Source organism: Clostridium sp. 1001271st1 H5 (assembly GCF_005845215.1).
In the GTDB taxonomy this organism is placed as follows: Bacteria; Bacillota; Clostridia; order Lachnospirales; family Lachnospiraceae; genus Enterocloster.
Window position 1 is genome coordinate 259,410 of record NZ_SPHO01000007.1, and the last position, 17,030, is coordinate 276,439.

Genomic DNA, 17,030 nt, shown 5'->3' on the forward strand with positions numbered 1-17,030 from the left:
CTGAAACCCTGCCTTTTCCCCTGCCTGCCCCCATAGGTTACATCATACTCAGGTCATATCATCCCTAAGCGCATCCATAATATTCTCCTTCCTAATCTTTCCCGCAGCATACACAATCGTAATGAAAACAACAAGAAATACCCCCAGCACGCTGACTGCCATGGTACCCCATGGAAATACAAAGGCAAAATCATCCAGCCGTTCCACGGTTGTCATTCCCTTGTAAATCAGCCATGAAATCAGTCCCGATATGGGAATCCCCCACATAAGCGTCCTCATACCGTAAAAAGCACATTCAAAATACATCATTTTGTTGAAATCACGGTCAGACATTCCCACGGAGCGAAGCATGGCGAGCTCACGCCGCCGGAGCCGGATATTGGTTGATATAGTATTGAACACATTGGCAACTGCAATCAGGGATATCATAGTAACAAAAACATAGGTAAATACATCCACCACAAAGGTGGCGCTGCGAAACAGGTCAACAGCGGAGGACAGATTGAGAAGCACATAGCCGGAGGAAATTCCCTGCTCATCAATCATTGACTGCATCTGCGCCATGGACTGTGACGGTCTTTCCGACCAAAAGGTCATACCATACGTCTGCGGCTGACCCGGCAGTTCAAACTGCGGTTTCATCTGCCACGGTATCACCGCCATAAAATGATAAGCAGGCATTGGCGCAGATGAATCCCTGGGCAGCGGGTCCAGCGGGTAGGAATCCACAAAGGTGGCCTCCATCATTTTCTCCTGTTCCCCTGAATCAGAGATAAGAGTGAAGTTCATGGTACTGTTTGTAAAACAGGTGGTATGGTCGGTTGTGTCTGCCCCCACTATCAGAACCTTGGCCTCCAATCCGCTGTACTGTGACTCATCCAGTCCAAGGCTTTTAATAAAATCATAATATACAGAATCCTCAATAAACTGTATATCCAGAGGGAATTCCAGCCGTTCCCCCAAGCTCTGCTCTCCTGAAGTCCCTTCCCCCATAGCTCTCCGGTAATCCTCCGGAAAATCCCCGGTCGCGCAGCGGCAGGCCTGATTGGACTGATAGGTACTCCTGTAAACACGGCCGGCGTTTTTCAGTCTTCCGTACAGTGAGAACATTTCCTCTTCCCCCATTTCATGTGTATAAAAGGAAATATCGCCGTCCATTTCAACTGTGTATTCTTTTGCAAGACGTTTCAAAGTGGTTCCAAAAGCACTGCCCGATACAAGCAGCACAACACTCAGTGTAAGGGACAGGACAACACTGCGGTAGCGCCTTTTATTTCTCTTAAAATTCCTCAGGGCCAGGGTCCCCTCCACTCCCCAGATTCGCTGTACCAGCCCTGAGGTCTTCACTGCCCCGGATTGTATTTTTATCTCGCCTGTCTGTCGGATGCAGTCCATCACCGGAGTTGCGGCAGCCTTCCTGGCCGGAATATAAGCTGAAATCAGCACTGTAACCAGACTGACAGCCGCTGCTGCAATAAGTGCAGGAACAGACACCGCCAGGGACAGCGGTACCGTACTGTTGATAATCGTACTGAAATTGTCTGCAACAACAGGGAGTATCAGCCCGATACTGCCTATGCCTGCCAAAATACCAGCAGGTACGCCTGCCATACCCACACATAATCCCTCAAACAGCACCGAATTCCTCAGCTGCCTGGCCGTGGCACCCACCGATATGAGAATGCCAAACTGGTGTGTACGTTCATTGAGGGAAATGTTAAAAGAATTATAAATCAGGAAAATAGAACCCAGCATAACAATGGCAGTCAGAATACTGCTGACAGTGTACAAAAGCGTATTAAACAGCTTATTATCCGAAGCCCCCATAAAGCGCAGCACATCATCATTGAGGACATATTCCTTTGTTTTGTCCATACCTGACGTGTAATTCCTGACATTTCGGGGATTCTTAAGGGTAACAAAAAGGCTGAAGCTGTCCTCCCGTCCCTCTGTATCTGACTTTGTAATCAGGGTATATCCCGGCGCAGCGTGTTCCTCAAATCCCGGCCGTTCACAGATACCCACAACCGTGTATGTTTCCTCAGCCGTGTTTACCAGATGTTCTCTCCCGGCTTGATAGACATCATGCTGACTGAGTATTTCCCCCTGCGACATCCGCTCTCCCACTTCCAGGGTAAGGACATCGCCAGTTGATATGCCGACTCCGGCCTTGACAGCAATGTGGGATGGAACAAGAACTTCACCGCTGTTTTCCGGCAGTCTGCCGGATATCAGGGTGACTGGCAGGGTTTCAAAGGTTTTATCATTGAATCCGGAAATGAACAGATACGGTTTTTCAGGGCTTTTCCCACCCTCCAGCATGGCATAGCCAAGGTTTGCAGACACAGCTGTGTCTTTTACTTCTCTGTCGCTTGTCCGCGCCTTCACAAAGGAGGAATCTGCATTTGCAAATTCCACATGCCAGCTGCCGTATTTCGCAATGGAAGCATTTGTCATATAGCTTAACAGGGAAGTGCCAAAGGTGGCGACGGCCGTAATCATGGCGGATGACAGAATCACTCCCGCAATTGTAACAAGGGTCCGTGTGCGGTTCTTTTTCATTCCCTCCAGGGCAGCTTTATTGAAGATGTTCATGCCTTGCCACCTGCCTCTCATCCCGTACCACCCGTCCATCGGCAATGGTAATGATACGGTCAGCCTGTAAAGCAATGTTTTCATCGTGTGTGACAAGAATCAGAGTCTGACCGTACTTTTTATTGCTCTCTCTCAGCAGTCTGATGATTTCCTGTCCATTGCGGCTGTCCAGGCTGCCTGTGGGCTCATCTGCCAGCATGACCTGCGGGGCGTTCATAAGGGCGCGGCCAATGGCCACACGCTGCTGCTGTCCGCCTGAGAGCTGGTTCGGCAGATGGTCCCTCCGCTCCTTAAGCCCCAGCAATTCCAGCAAATCATTTAACCGTTCTTCATTGACCTTCCGTCTGTCCATTAAAATGGGAAGTGTAATGTTTTCCACCACATTCAAGGTGGGGATGAGATTGTGAAACTGGTAAATCAGCCCCACCTGCCGTCTGCGGAATATGGCTAATGTCTCACTGTTTCCCGCATATACATCCTGACCGTCCAGATACACCTTTCCCTCTGTGGGCACGTCCACTCCCCCAATGGCGTGGAGCAGGGTGGATTTCCCTGAACCGGAGGAGCCGATGATTGCAGTAAAATCACCCTTCTCAATGGTAAGGGAAACATGGTCCAGCGCAGTTACCTGGTTTTCTCCCCTGCCATAGACCTTGCATAAATTTTCAACCTTCAAGAACTCCATTATGTAAGCCTCCTTTTCCTGTGGTCTACCCATATAATAGAACATTCCCCTTACATTCCAGTGACTTTTCAGTGACGGATTCGTCACTTTCCAATGAAAGACTTGTCATTTCTAATTTAAAATCACTTAGGAAAACGAATGGAAAACACAGCACCTCCCAGCGGATGGTTTCCCGCGGCAACGGTTCCCCCCTGCCCGGTTATAATCATCTTACAAAGAGCCAGTCCAATCCCATACCCGGACCCGCTGTCCTTTTTCCCGCGGTAAAACCGTTCAAACAACCGGGATAAATCTTCCTTCTGAAAGCCCGGGCCGCTGTCATGAATGGTGATTTCCGTATACAAAAGCGTGTCCTTGCATTCAATTTCAATTATCCCGTTGTCCCCCACGCTCTCCATGCAGTTTTTAAGTATATTCCGGATTGCCTCTGAGAGCCAGCCCTGGTCCCCTCTCATCACGGCGCCTTCCGGCACATTGATTTGTACCCGGACATTGTGCAGCTCCATTGGTATCAGAAACGGGTGAAGGGCAGATGCAATGAGGCGGTCCACCTTTACCTGTTCTCTATGGAAAACCACAATTCCTGCGTCCAAACGTGATATTTTTAATAACGAAGCAACCAGCCATTCCATCTGTATAAACAGTTCCTCTGTTTCCCGCAGCAGCGTTTTCCGCTCTTTTTCATCGGTACAGTCCTTTAGCAGCGTGAGAATCAGGTTTGCTGAAGTGAGAGGCGTCCGAAGCTGGTGGGCAATGTCGGCCATGGAATCTGCAAGGCGGCTTTTCTCCTTTTTCAGCGACTCATTTTGCTCCCGGATGCGGAGCGTCATCTTGGTAATCTCGCTATGCAGGATGGAAAGCTCACCTTCCTCTGCTTCCCCTGTAAACAGACGCTCTTCATTGTGAAGCACAAGGTCGATTTGGTCAGCCAGTTGTGCTAGTCTCCTGTAACGGTTCCGGGTAAATACAAAAAACACCGTTCCCAGGGCAGCTGCAAAAATAAGAATCACGGTTCCCGCCGCAGGATGAATGGCAAATCCCGCCGCTGCTCCTGCAGCGGTTGCCAGTGCAAACAGAACAGCAAACAGCCGAACCTCTCTATTCCGGAACATAGCCGCCTCCCAACCGGTACCCGGTTCCGTGTACCGTCAGTATGATTTGCGGATTTCCGGGATTGCTCTCGATTTTTTCCCGCAGCCGTTTGATATAGACGGTCAGGGTATTGTCATTGACATATTCGCCGGCAGCGCTCCACAGCTCGTCCAACAGCCGGTTCCTGGTGAGAATGGCTCTGGGATTGTTGATAAACACCAACAGCAGGCGGTATTCCAATGCCGACAGAAACACCTCCCCGCCGTCTTTTTTCACAATGCCGCTGGCCGTATCCACCTTAAGCCCGCACACTTCAAAAACAGATGGGGAATGGCCGGATTTGCGCAGGGCTGTTCCAATCCGCGCAATCAGCTCCCTCGGGCGGAAGGGCTTGGTGATATAGTCGGAGGCTCCCATGTTAAGCCCAGTAACGACGCTGGCCTCATCGCCGGAGGCCGTGAGAAAAATAACGGGAATATCCTGGGTATCCCTGATTTCCGTGCAGACTGCAAATCCGTTTCCGTCAGGAAGGGATATATCCACCAGCGCCAGGTCATACCTGTTTCCCCCAAGCATGGCAGCAGCCTCCCCGCGGGTAGACGCATGTGCAACCAAAAAACCCTCTGCGCCCAGAAGGCGCATAAGATTCTTTGCAATTTCCTTATCATCTTCCACCAGAAATATGTGTTTCATTTATCTTCACCATCCTTTGGTCTTTTGTGTACATACCTGAAAAAACAGCGCCCCTGGCCATGACCTGTCATGCCCGGAGCGCCCTTTTATTCTGCCTATCTGCCTTCCTTCAATATCTCGGCTGCCTTCTGAAGCTGGTTATCTTCCTCCGGCTTCACCACGGCCTGGGTCTTCAGTTTCTCATCCAGCTCCACTTCCACATCCGGCTCAATTCCCTTTCCGTGAAGGTCAAAACCGCTGGGCGTATAATAGTGGGCCGTGGTAATCTTAATGGCGGAACCGTCTCCCAGAGGAATCAGGTTCTGCACGATTCCCTTTCCGTAGCTGGTGGTTCCCACCACAGTGGCCCAGCCATAATCCTTTAATGCCCCTGTAAATACCTCGGAAGCACTGGCTGAATCCCCATTGACCAGGATGACAATGGGCATCTTCAGCTCATGGCCGTCTGAAGCTGTGTATACATCGCCCTTTTCGTTCTTATCCGCCGTGTACACAATCAGGGTCTTGCCCTTTCCCTTTTCATACTGGTCCAGGTCGTCCGGGAGAATATAATCCACCATCTTCACAGCGCTGTCCAGGACACCGCCCGGATTGCTCCTCAGGTCGATAATCAGGCCCTTCATCCCCTGCTTCTCCAGCTCATCCACTGCCTGCTCAAACTGCTCCACCGTAATCACGTCAAACTCAGACACTGCAATCCGGCCGATTCCGTCATCCAGCATACTGTATTCCACTGTGGGCACTTCGATTTTGCGCCTTGTGACGGACATATCCACATATTCGTCCTTATCCGCCCTGTATACCGTGATGGCCACATCCGTGCCTTCCTTGCCCTTGATATAGTTGTTTACCAGCACATCCAGGCTCTCGGAAGCCACCAGGGTTTCACCCACCTTATAGATGATATCCCCGGGCTGCATCCCTGCCTCCAAAGCAGGGGACCCCTCAAACACCTTCACTATGGTACATAAGCCTGTGGTCCTGTTCTGGCTTATCATGGCTCCGATACCGGAATAGGTTCCCTTGGTGCTGTCATTGATGGAACGGAAATCCTCTTCCGTATAATAGGTGGAATAAGGGTCGTCCAGTCCGGCCAGCATTCCCCTGTAAATAAAATCCTCCACCTTATCGGCATCCTCATCGTACAGGAAATGCAGGTCTATGATTTGCTGAATCATGGACATCTTGGAAGTCACCCGGTTAAAGTCCACGCCGCTTTTATGTTCGCTTCCGTCTGTGATTCCAGGTCCCCTGCCCTCCATGGTCACGCTGGGCTGCCGGCTCATGACGCGCTTGCCGAAAATATAGATGCCGGCTGACATGCCCACCACCATCAATCCTATGAATGCAGTTACAAGGGCGCCCACCAGTGCCCCGGCCCAGAACCGGTTCTTTCCCGAACCATTCCGGTTTCCATCCTGGGGCCCCGGCCCATAGTCCCTGTACGGACCTTCCGGCTGCCCGTCCATATTATGTTCCTGTCTGTCAAAATCACGATTTTCCAATTTACGTCTCCTATCTGTCCGTTCCTTCTATCCTATGATGGGTTACGGGCTTACATAACTTCGGGGATTCACATAGGTCCCCCCTGAGCGGATTCCAAAGTGCAGGTGGGAACCCGTAGAATAACCGGTAGAACCCACTTTTGCAATCACCTGGCCTTTTTTCACCTTTTCCCCCACACCCACCAGCAGTTTGGAGCAGTGCATGTAAACCGTGCTCACCCCGCCGCCGTGGTCAATCATAATATAATTGCCCGCTGAATAGCTGTATGTAGATATCACAACCTCACCATCAGCCGCAGCTATGATATCCGCCCCTGTGCTGGCGCCGATATCAATTCCTTTATGGTTGCTGGATGCCCCCTCTGTGGGAGACTCCCTGTCTCCGAAGTTAGAGGTTATCCTGCTGCTGGACGGACAGGGCCACTTAAAACTAATATTCCCCAAATTCGATACGGTATACGTCTTACCGGCTTCTTCCGCCTTTTTCCTGGCCTCCTCTTCCCTCCGCTTCATCTCGGCCTCAATACGTTTCATCTGTTCTTCCTGGGCCTTTATATCCGCATTGTACTGGTCCAGCTCATCCTGGGCCATGGCAATCTTGGAATTATAGGAATCCAGCTCCTTCTGTTTGGAATCCATCAGCTTCTGCATGGATGCCTGCTTGGCCTGGGTGGATTCCTGAAGAACCAGAAGCTCTCCGTGCTCCTCTTCAAGATTCTGCTCCCTGGCAGCTACCTCCTCCTTTGCAGAAGCATAGGCTGTCAGCATCTTCCTGTCATATTCTGCAATCTGGCTCACGTACTCCGCGCGGTTCAGAAGTTCCGATATGCTGCCGGACTCCATCACCATATCAATCAGATTGTTCTGACCGTTCTCATACATGTACTTAATACGGAGCTTCATACTGTCATACTGGTGTTCTTCCTCCCGTTTGGCCTCCTCCAGCTGTATCTGTGCCTGTTCTATCTCATCTTCCTTAAGAGTAATCCTGCTTCCCAGGTCTTCCAGCTCATCCGCCAGAGAGGACAGACTGGTGTCCAGCTTCTTCACATAAGCTGCCGTGTCCGCCTTCAGTCCCTCCAGCTGGTTCAGGGTGCTCTCCACCTTTTTCTTTTCCTCTTCCAGGGCAGATACCTGCTTCTTGGCGTCCTCTATCTCCACACTGGTGGCATAGGCTGAAAATGCCGTCATACCGCCTAGCAAAAGGCCGCCTGACAGCGCTGCCGCCTGAATCCAATGTCTCCAATGTCTCATCCTCATTCACATCCTCCTTCCCTATACCTTTAAGTGACGGTGGATGGTAAAGTAGCTGACAAAAAAACCAATGCCTATGCCCAGACACCCGGCTGTTGCCGCCATGCAGGGGAAGATATCCCCCAGCGGTATGGGCTCAAACATGCCTGTCAGCATCTGGTAGTGCTCACCTATATATATGACCGCCCTCTGGTACAGGACATACATGCCGGCCAGAGGCACCGCTGCCCCCAGTGCGCCAAGAAGCACGCCTTCCACCACAAAGGGCGCCCGAATCATATAATTGGTGGCGCCGATAAACCGCATGATTTCATTCTCCCGCCTGCGGAATGCCGCTGCCACGGAGATGGTATTGCTAATCAGGAAAACAGCCACTGCCAGCAGCACGCAGATGATGACGGCCGACATGGCCCCTACCATCTTTCCCGCGCTGGAAAGTCCTGCAACAGCCGTACTGGAATAGCGCACCTTTCTCACGCCTTCCATGCCTTCCAGGCGTTCCACGATTTTATCCTGTTCCTCGATATCATTCAGAAATATCTCATAGGAAGCAGAGCCTGACAAGGGATTGTCGTCTGCAAATCCTTCCGCCAGCTCCTCCATGCCCTCAAAATACTCTGTCTTGAAATTCTCCCATGCCTGGGCAGCGGATATATATCCCGCCTCCCTCACCTCTGCCCAGCCGCGGATAACATCACCGGCCGCCAGAATCTGGTCCTCAGGCATGTCCTCATCAAAAAATACAGTGATTCCCACTGTTGTCTCTGCTGTCTTTGCCACATTCTGCACATTGGCTATCAGGGCAAAAAAAAGACAGAATAAAAAAATACATGCAGAAATAGTCGCTATGGATGCCAGCGAAAACAAAATATTCCTGCATATATTAATGACGCCCTGTTTCAGGCAATACCAAAATGTACTGATTCTCATTGTTGTTCATTTGCCTTTCCGGCGGCAGCAGCGTGTCCGGAAGTTCTCATGCCTGTTTGAACATTCCTTCCGGGAAACACCCTAATAATATCCGCCCACATCACTGATAACCGACCCCCGTTCCATGGTAATGACCCGTTTGTTCATCTCATCTACCATCTCCTGACTGTGCGTAACCACAATCACAGTAGTCCCCCTCTGGTTGATTTCCTCCAGAAGCCTCATGATTTCATGGGTATTAAAGCTGTCCAGGTTTCCGGTGGGCTCGTCTGCAAGGAGTACTTCAGGGTCGTTAATCAGGGCCCTGGCTATGGCCACCCTCTGCTGCTCACCTCCGGACAGCTGTCTGGGATAGGCTTTGTACTTGGACGACAGTCCTACCAGCCTGAGCATCTCCGGCACCGTCTCTCTGATTACCCTGGGCGGCACCCCGATTACCCTCTGGGCAAATGCAACATTCTCAAACACAGTGCGGTCTTTCAGGAGTCTGAAATCCTGAAAGACCACGCCTAATCTTCTGCGGTATTTGGGAATATACCTTCTCGGCATCTTTCCCAGGTCCATATCGTTTACAACAATACGTCCCCTTGTGGGCTCCAGCTCTTTCAGGAGCAGCTTCATCAGCGTGCTCTTGCCAGAACCGCTTCTCCCTACGACAAACACGAACTCGCCGTCATCAATGGTAAGGGATACATCCTTGATGGCCTTATTTCCTGTCTCGTAGGTCTTGCTTACATTGCTTATCTCTATCATCCACTGACTCCGGTCTAATAATCCAGGCTTTCCATATACTTCATATACTTGGCAACCATCAGGGCAATCTTAAAGGTGATGGCGTCCTCAAAGATGCGCAGGTCCAGTCCGGTGCTCTTCTGAAGCTTATCCAGACGGTATACAAGGGTGTTCCTGTGGATATAAAGCTGTCTGGAAGTCTCGGATACATTCAGGCTGTTCTCAAAGAACTTGTTGATGGTAGCCAGTGTTTCCTCGTCAAACTCATCCGGGGACTTGCCGTCAAACACCTCGCGGATGAACATCTTGCACAGCGGAATGGGCAGCTGGTAAATCAGACGTCCGATACCCAGGTTGTTGTAGGCAATGACGTTCTTATTGGCATAGAAAATCTTGCCTACGTCCAGCGCCATCTTGGCTTCCTTGTAGGAACGTGAAACTTCCTTGATGTCATTGATAATGGTGCCGTATGCCACGCGCACCTTTGTCATGGCCTCGGTGTTAAGCATATCCAATACGGTGTTGGCTGTCTTGTCCAGTTCCCCGTAGGTCTCTCCCTGACGGACTTCCTTTACCAGGATGATGTTCTTTTCATCCACGGCCGTGATAAAGTCCTTTGTCTTGGATGCGAAAAGGCTTCTCACTGTCTCCAGTGCATTGACATCCTTCTCGTTGTGGGTCTCGATGATGTAGACCACGCGCTTTACATCCGTGTCAATGTGAAGCTTCTTAGCCCTGTTGTAAATGTCCACCAGCAAAAGGTTGTCCAGAAGCAGGTTCTTGATGAAGTTGTCCTTGTCAAAACGCTCCTTGTAAGCTACCAGCAGGTTCTGAATCTGGAATGCAGCCAGCTTGCCAACCATGTAAACATCATCGCTGGCTCCCTTTGCTAAGAGGATGTATTCCAGCTGGTGCTCATCAAACACCTTGAAGAACTGGTATCCCTGGATAACCTGGCTGTCAGCCGGTGAATCCACAAAAACCAGAACCGAACTCTCGGAGTCTTCCGCATCGGTAAATGTAGAAGCCAGCACTTTTCCCTCTGTATCACATATACCCAAATCAATTCTTGTAATTGCCTTTAATCCATCCAGTGTGGTTTGAAGTATCTGATTTGAAATCATTCTATACTCTCCTTTTCAAACGTATTCGGAGTAACTAATATCCCTATTTTCATATTTTAATGCAAAATTACAAAAAAAGCAAGAGAGTTGTATACTCTCCTGCTTCTTTTTACCTTAATTTTCGCTTACGGTTCTTTTGTATTAGTTAAGAACGACCAGTTCCGTATCCTTGTCAAAAATGTGGATTTTCTCTAAATCCATGGCCAGCTTGATGGTATCGCCAGGCCTTGCGGTGGTGCGCGGATTTACTTTTGCCACAAAATTTGCATCCTCGATATCAAAGTATAACAGAACCTCGGAGCCTAACATCTCGTATACACGGACAGTAGCCTCAAACACGCTCTTTGGTGACATAGCCAGGTAAGACTCCTCGTCGTGAAGGTCCTCCGGACGGATACCCAGGGTAACTACCTTGCCTATGTATCCTGCTTCCTCTAACTTCTTGGACTTGGCTTCTGACAGGGCTACGGTATGTCCGCCGAAGCTTAAGGTGGTCAGCGCGCCGTCCTTGCCCACGGTTGCGTCAATCATATTCATCTGGGGTGCCCCGATGAATCCGGCCACGAACTTGTTGCATGGCTTATCGTACAGATTCTGTGGGTTATCCACCTGCTGGATGATGCCGTCCTTCATAACAACGATTCTGGTACCCAGTGTCATGGCCTCTGTCTGATCATGGGTAACGTAAATGATGGTGGTCTCCAGTCTCTGGTGAAGCTTGGAAATCTCAACACGCATCTGGCCTCTCAGCTTTGCATCCAGGTTGGACAGCGGCTCGTCCATCAGGAATACCTTGGGGCTGCGGACAATGGCACGGCCCATGGCAACACGCTGTCTCTGGCCGCCGGAAAGGGCCTTCGGCTTACGGTCCAGCAGATGCTCCAGGTCAAGAATCTTAGCTGCGTCATGGACTTTCTTGTCAATCTCATCCTTTGGGGTCTTTCTCAATTTCAGTCCGAATGCCATATTGTCATATACAGACATATGTGGATACAGAGCATAGTTCTGGAATACCATGGCGATGTCTCTGTCTTTTGGTTCAACGTCATTTACCAGCTTGCCGTCGATGTACAGCTCACCGGAAGAGATGTCTTCCAGACCAGCAATCATACGAAGGGTTGTGGACTTACCGCATCCTGAGGGGCCTACGAATATGATGAATTCCTTATCGGCGATTTCAAGATTAAATTCTTTAACTGCTACAAATCCGTTTGGATATTTCTTTGTTACGTTCTTCAGTGATAAACTAGCCATTCTGTTTTTTCCTCCTAATAATACACTTGACACATATGTGTTTTACCCTCTTTTGTAACTGCTCTTATAATACATGAATCCCCCCGGGGAATCCATATCGCAAATCCACAAAATCAAAATTAGGGATTTAGCTAATTTGTATACGAGGAAAAAAAAATGTCCTAAATCACAAAGTATTCCAATATTTGCCGCCAACTTTTTGTTAATTATGTTAATCAACTATGTTTTTCCCAAAAATATCGGCAAAAGCCACAAAATTCAGGGGCTAATATTCGATAAATCCTTCACCAAATACCTCTCTGGCGTCACTTACAATGACAAATGCACTGCTGTCAAACTCCGACACAATCTCCTTCAGCCGCACGATTTCCTTCTTGGAAACAACACAGAACAGCATCTTTTTCTCCTGGTCCGAGTACATGCCCCTGGCCGCCAGGCTGGTCACGCCCCTTCCCATCTGCTCCATAATGGCCTCTGCAATCTCCTGGTAATGCTCGGAAATAATATAAGCCTGCTTGGAAAATTTAAGTCCCTCTATCAGGCCGTCCGTGACCTTTGCCACACAGAATATGGCGATGAGGGCATACAGGGCGGTTCTGATGCCGAACACGGAAGCGCCGGCCACCACTATCACTCCGTCCAGAACCTGCATGATTTGGGCCAGCGTATAGTGCTTAAGGCGTTTCTGAATCAGGGCGGCCAGCAAATCCGTACCTCCGGTGGTGCAGCTGGTCAGGAACACCAGGCCGGTTCCAACGCCGCTTATGATTCCCCCGAACAGGGCCGACAGAAACAGGTCGTTTCCCAGATAGGAAGCCTCCGGCAGCACATACAGGGAAACCGAGAGCATAACCGTTGCAAAAAGGGTGCGCTTGATGAACCTCCAGCCGCAGAAAAAGAATCCGGCTGCAAACAGCGGAATATTGAGCACGGTATTGGTCAGCCACAGCGGAACCGACCAAAGTTCCTTGGCAATGATAGCCACGCCCGACACACCGCCTGTAACCATGCTCACAGGGTCGTAAATATTCTTGATGGCAAAGCCAATCAGGAAGGTCCCTGCCACAATCATGGCATAATCCACCGCCGGATTCCTCTTCTTCATGTTTCTTCTTCCTTTCCCCAGCCCATGCCCCGGCACTTTTTATAATGTACTAAAAGTATGTGCCTTACAGCTCCATTCCATACGCCTATACGCGTTCAATGGTCTTGTCCGTAATACGAATCTTTCCTTCCTTTAAAAGCCTGCCCACAGCACGCTTAAAAGCATTTTTGCTCATGCTGAACTCACGCATGATGACCTCCGGCTTTGCCTTATCATTAAAGGGAAGCACCCCATCGAAATCATCTATGATTTTTAGCACCTGCTCCGCATCTGTCCCCATCTGTACATAGGACTTCTCCCTGACGCACAAGTCCAGCTTTCCGTCCTCCCGCACCCTGGTAACCCTGGCCTGGACCGTATCGCCTTCCCTGAACCGGCCGTAGAGCTCCTTCTTGGGAATAAGCCCGTAATATTTGTGGTCCACCGCCACAAAAGCCCCGATATTTTCATTGATTTCATAAATAGTTCCCGTAACCCAGTCCTCTGCCTTATAGGGAGACTGGTTGCTCATATGGGAATAGACCCGCATGGTTGCCGCCAGACGCCTGCTCTTGTCCACATACAGGGTTACAAGGCACTGCTCCCCCTTTCTCACCGGATGGGTCTGCTCCTTAAAGGGAAGCAGCAGGTCCTTTTCCAGTCCCATGTCCAGGAATGCCCCGATTTTGGCTACGTCCTTAACCTCCAGCTTGGCAGTCTCTCCCACCTGCAGTTTGGGCTTGCCTGTGGTGGCTATCAGACGGTCTGATGAATCCTTATAGATGAACACCTCCACCTTGTCCCCTATCCCGGCTCCTTCAGGCACCTGTTTTTTAGGGAGGAGAACTGCCGCCTCGTCCCCCGCCTTCTCAGCCAGATATACTCCGAATTCCTTTGTTCTTATTATTTCAAGCTCCTGCACTTTTCCTAATTCAATCATCTCAATTTTCCTCCTGTCCTTTTGTCCTCAGCCATACCACAGCGCAGATTTCTCCTGTGCCGCCCTCAAGGACCACGGTCCACTCCCGACAGTCCCGGCCCTGGGCCATGCTTACACGGGGAATCAGGACGTCTCCCAATACAGCTGCCTTTTTATAATCAGCGCGTATCTCCTCTATCACAAGCCCTTCCGGTATGGCCTCCCTGGCCATCTCCACATACTGGGCATTATTCACATGATGGTTGGTGTCAATGTGGTGCCTGGCAACCACAATCGGCTCACCTGCAGCGCAGTCCTCCGGCACAGGTATCTTTCTGGGGCAGGGACTTAATACCAGCCTTGGCTCCGGCTCGCCGTAGGGAGCCGTGTCCTCCGGCCGCACCCGGATGGGTATGTTCTTATCTATATCGTAGAGGAACCACAAGGACTCCGCCCTGACCACATCTATCCCCTCCGCATCCCGCAGAACAAAGTTGCGGTAGCCGTATATGCCCTTTGACGCGCAATGCCATGTTCCCACCACCAGCTTCTCCCCCAGCCCCGGATACCGGTCTATCATAATCTGCCAGGATGACAAAAGCCATGCTTTACGGCTGGCCTCCAGATAACCCACTCCCACCCCGCAGTCCTCTGACTGGAATGTGCTGCAGTCCTGCATGTAGTTAATAATGCCTGAAACCGATAGGCATCCTTCTTCGTCCGTCTCACTGTAACGGACCCTGCTGTTAAATGTATACATATCTACCTCATTCTCCCGGGGCCCGGGCAGCTGCCTCTGTGTCCGGTACTGCCATGCCCCGCCCCGGTATTACGCCCTTCATTGTATCATAAACTCCCTAGGGTATACAAGCAAAATCCCACAGACTTTCATCTGTGGGATTTGTAACTGGGCTACAAGGATTCGAACCTTGAAATGACGGAGTCAGAGTCCGTTGCCTTACCATTTGGCGATAGCCCATTATTCAATTAATCCGCAGCGCCCTGCCCTGACTGTTTGTCCTGATTGGCGGCTGCGGAGTTTATTATACCCATATTGTGGCATTTAGTCAAGAACTTTTTTAATTTTTTAAATATATTTTTCAAATATCCCCTATGCCGGCTCTAGGGACAGGCATCCCCTGCATCGGAGTAATCCGGAATCCAGCCTTCCAGCAGGTTGGAAACCTTCTCTATAAAGAAATGGGAAATGCTCCCCACAATAAGGGCGGCCAGCACGGTCCCCTCTCTGATTCCCAGCACATGGCCTGTAAAAAACAGGGAAACCGCAACAGCGCTTGCCACAATGGTCATGTCAAAACCAGTCTTCACCAGGCCGAACCTCCAGCCTGTCAGTCCGGCAATGACGCGCACCAGCCCTTCCCCGGGAAGGATAAGCACATTGGGAATCACCTCAAAGGCAATACCCAGGCCCAGAAACACACAGCCCAGCAGAAGCATAAGCACCTGCCCCACATAACCGCCGGTCTTCCAGAATCCCAGGATATACATCCATCCGTCTATACATGCGGAAAACAGCAGAGCGGCCGGAAGCTGGAGCAGCTGCACTTTTCCAAAGGCTTTTCCTAAAAGGGCCGCCTGTATCAGGAACATAACCGTATTCACCAGCATGGTAAACTCCCCCAGGCTGTGGGGAAAAATAAACGTCAGTACAAAGGCCAGGCTGGTAATGGGCGATGTGCCCAGACCTGCTTTTGTAATCAGGCTGATTCCCAAAGCGCTGAATATAACGCCTGCAATGAACATGCTGTAACGCTTCAACTTATCTGAATTTTTCACGTGCTTACACCTCTAAAAATTTTTGTATGACCTAAATATTTTTATATATCTAATGATAGCACGTAAAACCACAGCCCACAATGGGCATTCTAACTTAAGTTGGCTTCATATTTTCGTCACAATGCATAATGTTTTTTAGATTACCTAAATTTTTTTTAGATTTTTCTGTGTTTTCTCACCAAGGTAACATGTGCGTACATGGTCACTGCAGCACTGAACCCCAGCTGCACATAATAGGCTATGCCCCTGGACAATACCATGGCCGGCAAAAGCAGGTCCCCGTAAAAAATCGGGTCGAATATGGTCAGGAACAGATGTTCGCTGATTCCCATGCCTCCCGGAAGAGGAAGCATGTCAGCGGATACGGAAATGGTTGACTGGAGCAGAACCAGGGTAATCATGGTGGTTCCCTTAAGCCCAAAGGCCCTGTACACGAAATATGTAACCGAAAACAAGGCCAGCCGCTGGAGAATGGTAAGTAACAGCACCTTAAGAAGTACATGCTTGTGCTGGCGCAGGAAGGCAGCCGTATCATTATAATGCTCCATGGTAAGGAGCAGACGCTCTGTCCTGGATGTCTTTTTCTTGAGAAAACGGAAGCGCTCCATAAGCCCCAGAAGGCGCATTACCATGTCTTTTGCAAGGGATGTATGGAAAGCCAGAATCAGCATGGCTGCGCAGAACACCACATTCAGCCCCAGCCCCAGATAGTACACAGGCATAACCTCGTACAGGTAGCGGTTTAAAAAGCCCTGGCCAAATATGGCCAGCAGGCAGCCAATGACCACCAGCACCGACTTATAGGTAATGGTTACCACCATGAGCACCACTGTGGCCACAGGAACCGGTATCATGTTCTTCCTCATATAGTATACCTGGGCCGGCTGGCCTCCCCCTGCCGAGGGAGTGATGCAGCTGAAGAAAAAACCAACGGAGGAATACAGGAAGCAGGTTCTTCGCTTTGTCTTAATACTCAGGGTACCGAACAGGTAGTGCAGGATGGCCGACTCCGACCATATGAAAAAAATAACGCAGGCAACCCCCAGAAGCAGGAAACCGGGAGACGCCTCGGATATGGTGTCCGCTATGTCGCTCAGGTCCTCACCTGCAAATACACTGTAAATGGTCAGAATAAACACAACCAGCAGGAATATTCCATTGAGCAGATTTTTCTTTTTATCAGACATATCTTACCCCCTCTCCCTGTCATGCCCCCGGGTTTCCCTTCCCGCAGATTCCTGTCCCGCTAAAGGGAAATATAACAAAAAATCCCGTCAGGCAGGATGCCTACGGGACCAAGATTTATCAAACTGGGCTACAAGGATTCGAACCTTGAAATGACGGAGTCAGAGTCCGTTGCCTTACC

General features: G+C 50.1%; 15 protein-coding genes and 1 tRNA gene. All 16 read right to left on the reverse strand.

The genetic code is table 11. The features are described from left to right. Positions 1 to 48 precede the first annotated feature (48 nt). The 16 genes from FGS84_RS13210 to FGS84_RS13285 all read right to left on the reverse strand — a co-directional run bounded on the left by FGS84_RS13210 (position 49) and on the right by FGS84_RS13285 (position 16,851). The gene (locus FGS84_RS13210; protein ID WP_138308954.1) at positions 49 to 2,595 is read right to left on the reverse strand and encodes an ABC transporter permease; all 2,547 of its coding nucleotides are present in this window, start codon (positions 2,593 to 2,595) and stop codon (positions 49 to 51) included. After that, the gene (locus FGS84_RS13215; RefSeq protein ID WP_138308957.1) at positions 2,579 to 3,280 is read right to left on the reverse strand and encodes an ABC transporter ATP-binding protein; all 702 of its coding nucleotides are present in this window, start codon (positions 3,278 to 3,280) and stop codon (positions 2,579 to 2,581) included. The genes FGS84_RS13210 and FGS84_RS13215 overlap by 17 nt, the downstream gene beginning before the upstream one ends. A gap of 122 nt (positions 3,281 to 3,402) precedes the next feature. After that, positions 3,403 to 4,392: a HAMP domain-containing sensor histidine kinase gene (locus FGS84_RS13220; protein WP_138308959.1), complete on the reverse strand. Its 990-nt coding sequence runs from the start codon at positions 4,390 to 4,392 to the stop codon at positions 3,403 to 3,405. Beyond that, positions 4,379 to 5,065, reverse strand: coding sequence for a response regulator transcription factor (locus FGS84_RS13225; RefSeq protein ID WP_138308962.1), 687 nt, complete (start codon positions 5,063 to 5,065; stop codon positions 4,379 to 4,381). Before FGS84_RS13225 ends, FGS84_RS13220 begins: the two co-directional genes overlap by 14 nt. Before the next feature lie 95 nt (positions 5,066 to 5,160). Continuing rightward, complete coding sequence (locus FGS84_RS13230) at positions 5,161 to 6,570, reverse strand: S41 family peptidase (protein WP_138308964.1); 1,410 nt, start codon at positions 6,568 to 6,570, stop codon at positions 5,161 to 5,163. A gap of 42 nt (positions 6,571 to 6,612) precedes the next feature. Further along, complete coding sequence (locus FGS84_RS13235; protein ID WP_138308967.1) at positions 6,613 to 7,830, reverse strand: M23 family metallopeptidase; 1,218 nt, start codon at positions 7,828 to 7,830, stop codon at positions 6,613 to 6,615. 15 nt (positions 7,831 to 7,845) lie between these two features. Next, on the reverse strand, positions 7,846 to 8,754 hold the full coding sequence (locus FGS84_RS13240; RefSeq protein ID WP_138308970.1) for a permease-like cell division protein FtsX: 909 nt from the start codon (positions 8,752 to 8,754) through the stop codon (positions 7,846 to 7,848). Between the two features lie 81 nt (positions 8,755 to 8,835). Further along, the gene (gene ftsE, locus FGS84_RS13245; protein WP_138308972.1) at positions 8,836 to 9,507 is read right to left on the reverse strand and encodes a cell division ATP-binding protein FtsE; all 672 of its coding nucleotides are present in this window, start codon (positions 9,505 to 9,507) and stop codon (positions 8,836 to 8,838) included. A 14-nt stretch (positions 9,508 to 9,521) separates the two neighbouring features. Continuing rightward, complete coding sequence (locus FGS84_RS13250; RefSeq protein WP_002566963.1) at positions 9,522 to 10,610, reverse strand: helix-turn-helix domain-containing protein; 1,089 nt, start codon at positions 10,608 to 10,610, stop codon at positions 9,522 to 9,524. Between the two features lie 141 nt (positions 10,611 to 10,751). Continuing rightward, complete coding sequence (ugpC, locus tag FGS84_RS13255; protein WP_138308975.1) at positions 10,752 to 11,864, reverse strand: sn-glycerol-3-phosphate ABC transporter ATP-binding protein UgpC; 1,113 nt, start codon at positions 11,862 to 11,864, stop codon at positions 10,752 to 10,754. Between the two features lie 265 nt (positions 11,865 to 12,129). Next, positions 12,130 to 12,969, reverse strand: coding sequence for a YitT family protein (locus tag FGS84_RS13260; protein WP_171042622.1), 840 nt, complete (start codon positions 12,967 to 12,969; stop codon positions 12,130 to 12,132). An 85-nt stretch (positions 12,970 to 13,054) separates the two neighbouring features. Beyond that, positions 13,055 to 13,888 (reverse strand): S1-like domain-containing RNA-binding protein, encoded by an 834-nt coding sequence (locus FGS84_RS13265; RefSeq protein WP_138308979.1) that lies wholly within the window; start codon positions 13,886 to 13,888, stop codon positions 13,055 to 13,057. Position 13,889: 1 nt separating this feature from the next. After that, complete coding sequence (locus tag FGS84_RS13270) at positions 13,890 to 14,627, reverse strand: acyl-ACP thioesterase domain-containing protein (protein WP_138308981.1); 738 nt, start codon at positions 14,625 to 14,627, stop codon at positions 13,890 to 13,892. Positions 14,628 to 14,774: 147 nt separating this feature from the next. Beyond that, positions 14,775 to 14,846: transfer RNA gene (locus FGS84_RS13275), tRNA-Gln, on the reverse strand. 143 nt (positions 14,847 to 14,989) lie between these two features. Further along, positions 14,990 to 15,664, reverse strand: a complete 675-nt coding sequence (locus FGS84_RS13280) for a DUF6198 family protein (RefSeq protein WP_138308983.1) — start codon at positions 15,662 to 15,664, stop codon at positions 14,990 to 14,992. Between the two features lie 155 nt (positions 15,665 to 15,819). Beyond that, entirely contained in the window at positions 15,820 to 16,851 is a 1,032-nt protein-coding gene (locus tag FGS84_RS13285; RefSeq protein WP_138308986.1) for a lysylphosphatidylglycerol synthase transmembrane domain-containing protein, read from the reverse strand. Positions 16,852 to 17,030: the final 179 nt, after the last annotated feature.

What these genes read in the sequence shown, in the direction of transcription:
- FGS84_RS13210 (WP_138308954.1), bottom strand. Translation starts at nt 2,595, where the DNA reads ATGAACATCTTCAATAAAGCTGCCCTGGAGGGAATGAAAAAGAACCGC.
- FGS84_RS13215 (WP_138308957.1), bottom strand. Translation starts at nt 3,280, where the DNA reads ATGGAGTTCTTGAAGGTTGAAAATTTATGCAAGGTCTATGGCAGGGGA.
- FGS84_RS13220 (WP_138308959.1), bottom strand. Translation starts at nt 4,392, where the DNA reads ATGTTCCGGAATAGAGAGGTTCGGCTGTTTGCTGTTCTGTTTGCACTG.
- FGS84_RS13225 (WP_138308962.1), bottom strand. Translation starts at nt 5,065, where the DNA reads ATGAAACACATATTTCTGGTGGAAGATGATAAGGAAATTGCAAAGAAT.
- FGS84_RS13235 (WP_138308967.1), bottom strand. Translation starts at nt 7,830, where the DNA reads ATGAGGATGAGACATTGGAGACATTGGATTCAGGCGGCAGCGCTGTCA.
- FGS84_RS13240 (WP_138308970.1), bottom strand. Translation starts at nt 8,754, where the DNA reads ATGAGAATCAGTACATTTTGGTATTGCCTGAAACAGGGCGTCATTAAT.
- ftsE (WP_138308972.1), bottom strand. Translation starts at nt 9,507, where the DNA reads ATGATAGAGATAAGCAATGTAAGCAAGACCTACGAGACAGGAAATAAG.
- FGS84_RS13250 (WP_002566963.1), bottom strand. Translation starts at nt 10,610, where the DNA reads ATGATTTCAAATCAGATACTTCAAACCACACTGGATGGATTAAAGGCA.
- ugpC (WP_138308975.1), bottom strand. Translation starts at nt 11,864, where the DNA reads ATGGCTAGTTTATCACTGAAGAACGTAACAAAGAAATATCCAAACGGA.
- FGS84_RS13260 (WP_171042622.1), bottom strand. Translation starts at nt 12,969, where the DNA reads ATGAAGAAGAGGAATCCGGCGGTGGATTATGCCATGATTGTGGCAGGG.
- FGS84_RS13265 (WP_138308979.1), bottom strand. Translation starts at nt 13,888, where the DNA reads ATGATTGAATTAGGAAAAGTGCAGGAGCTTGAAATAATAAGAACAAAG.
- FGS84_RS13270 (WP_138308981.1), bottom strand. Translation starts at nt 14,627, where the DNA reads ATGTATACATTTAACAGCAGGGTCCGTTACAGTGAGACGGACGAAGAA.
- FGS84_RS13285 (WP_138308986.1), bottom strand. Translation starts at nt 16,851, where the DNA reads ATGTCTGATAAAAAGAAAAATCTGCTCAATGGAATATTCCTGCTGGTT.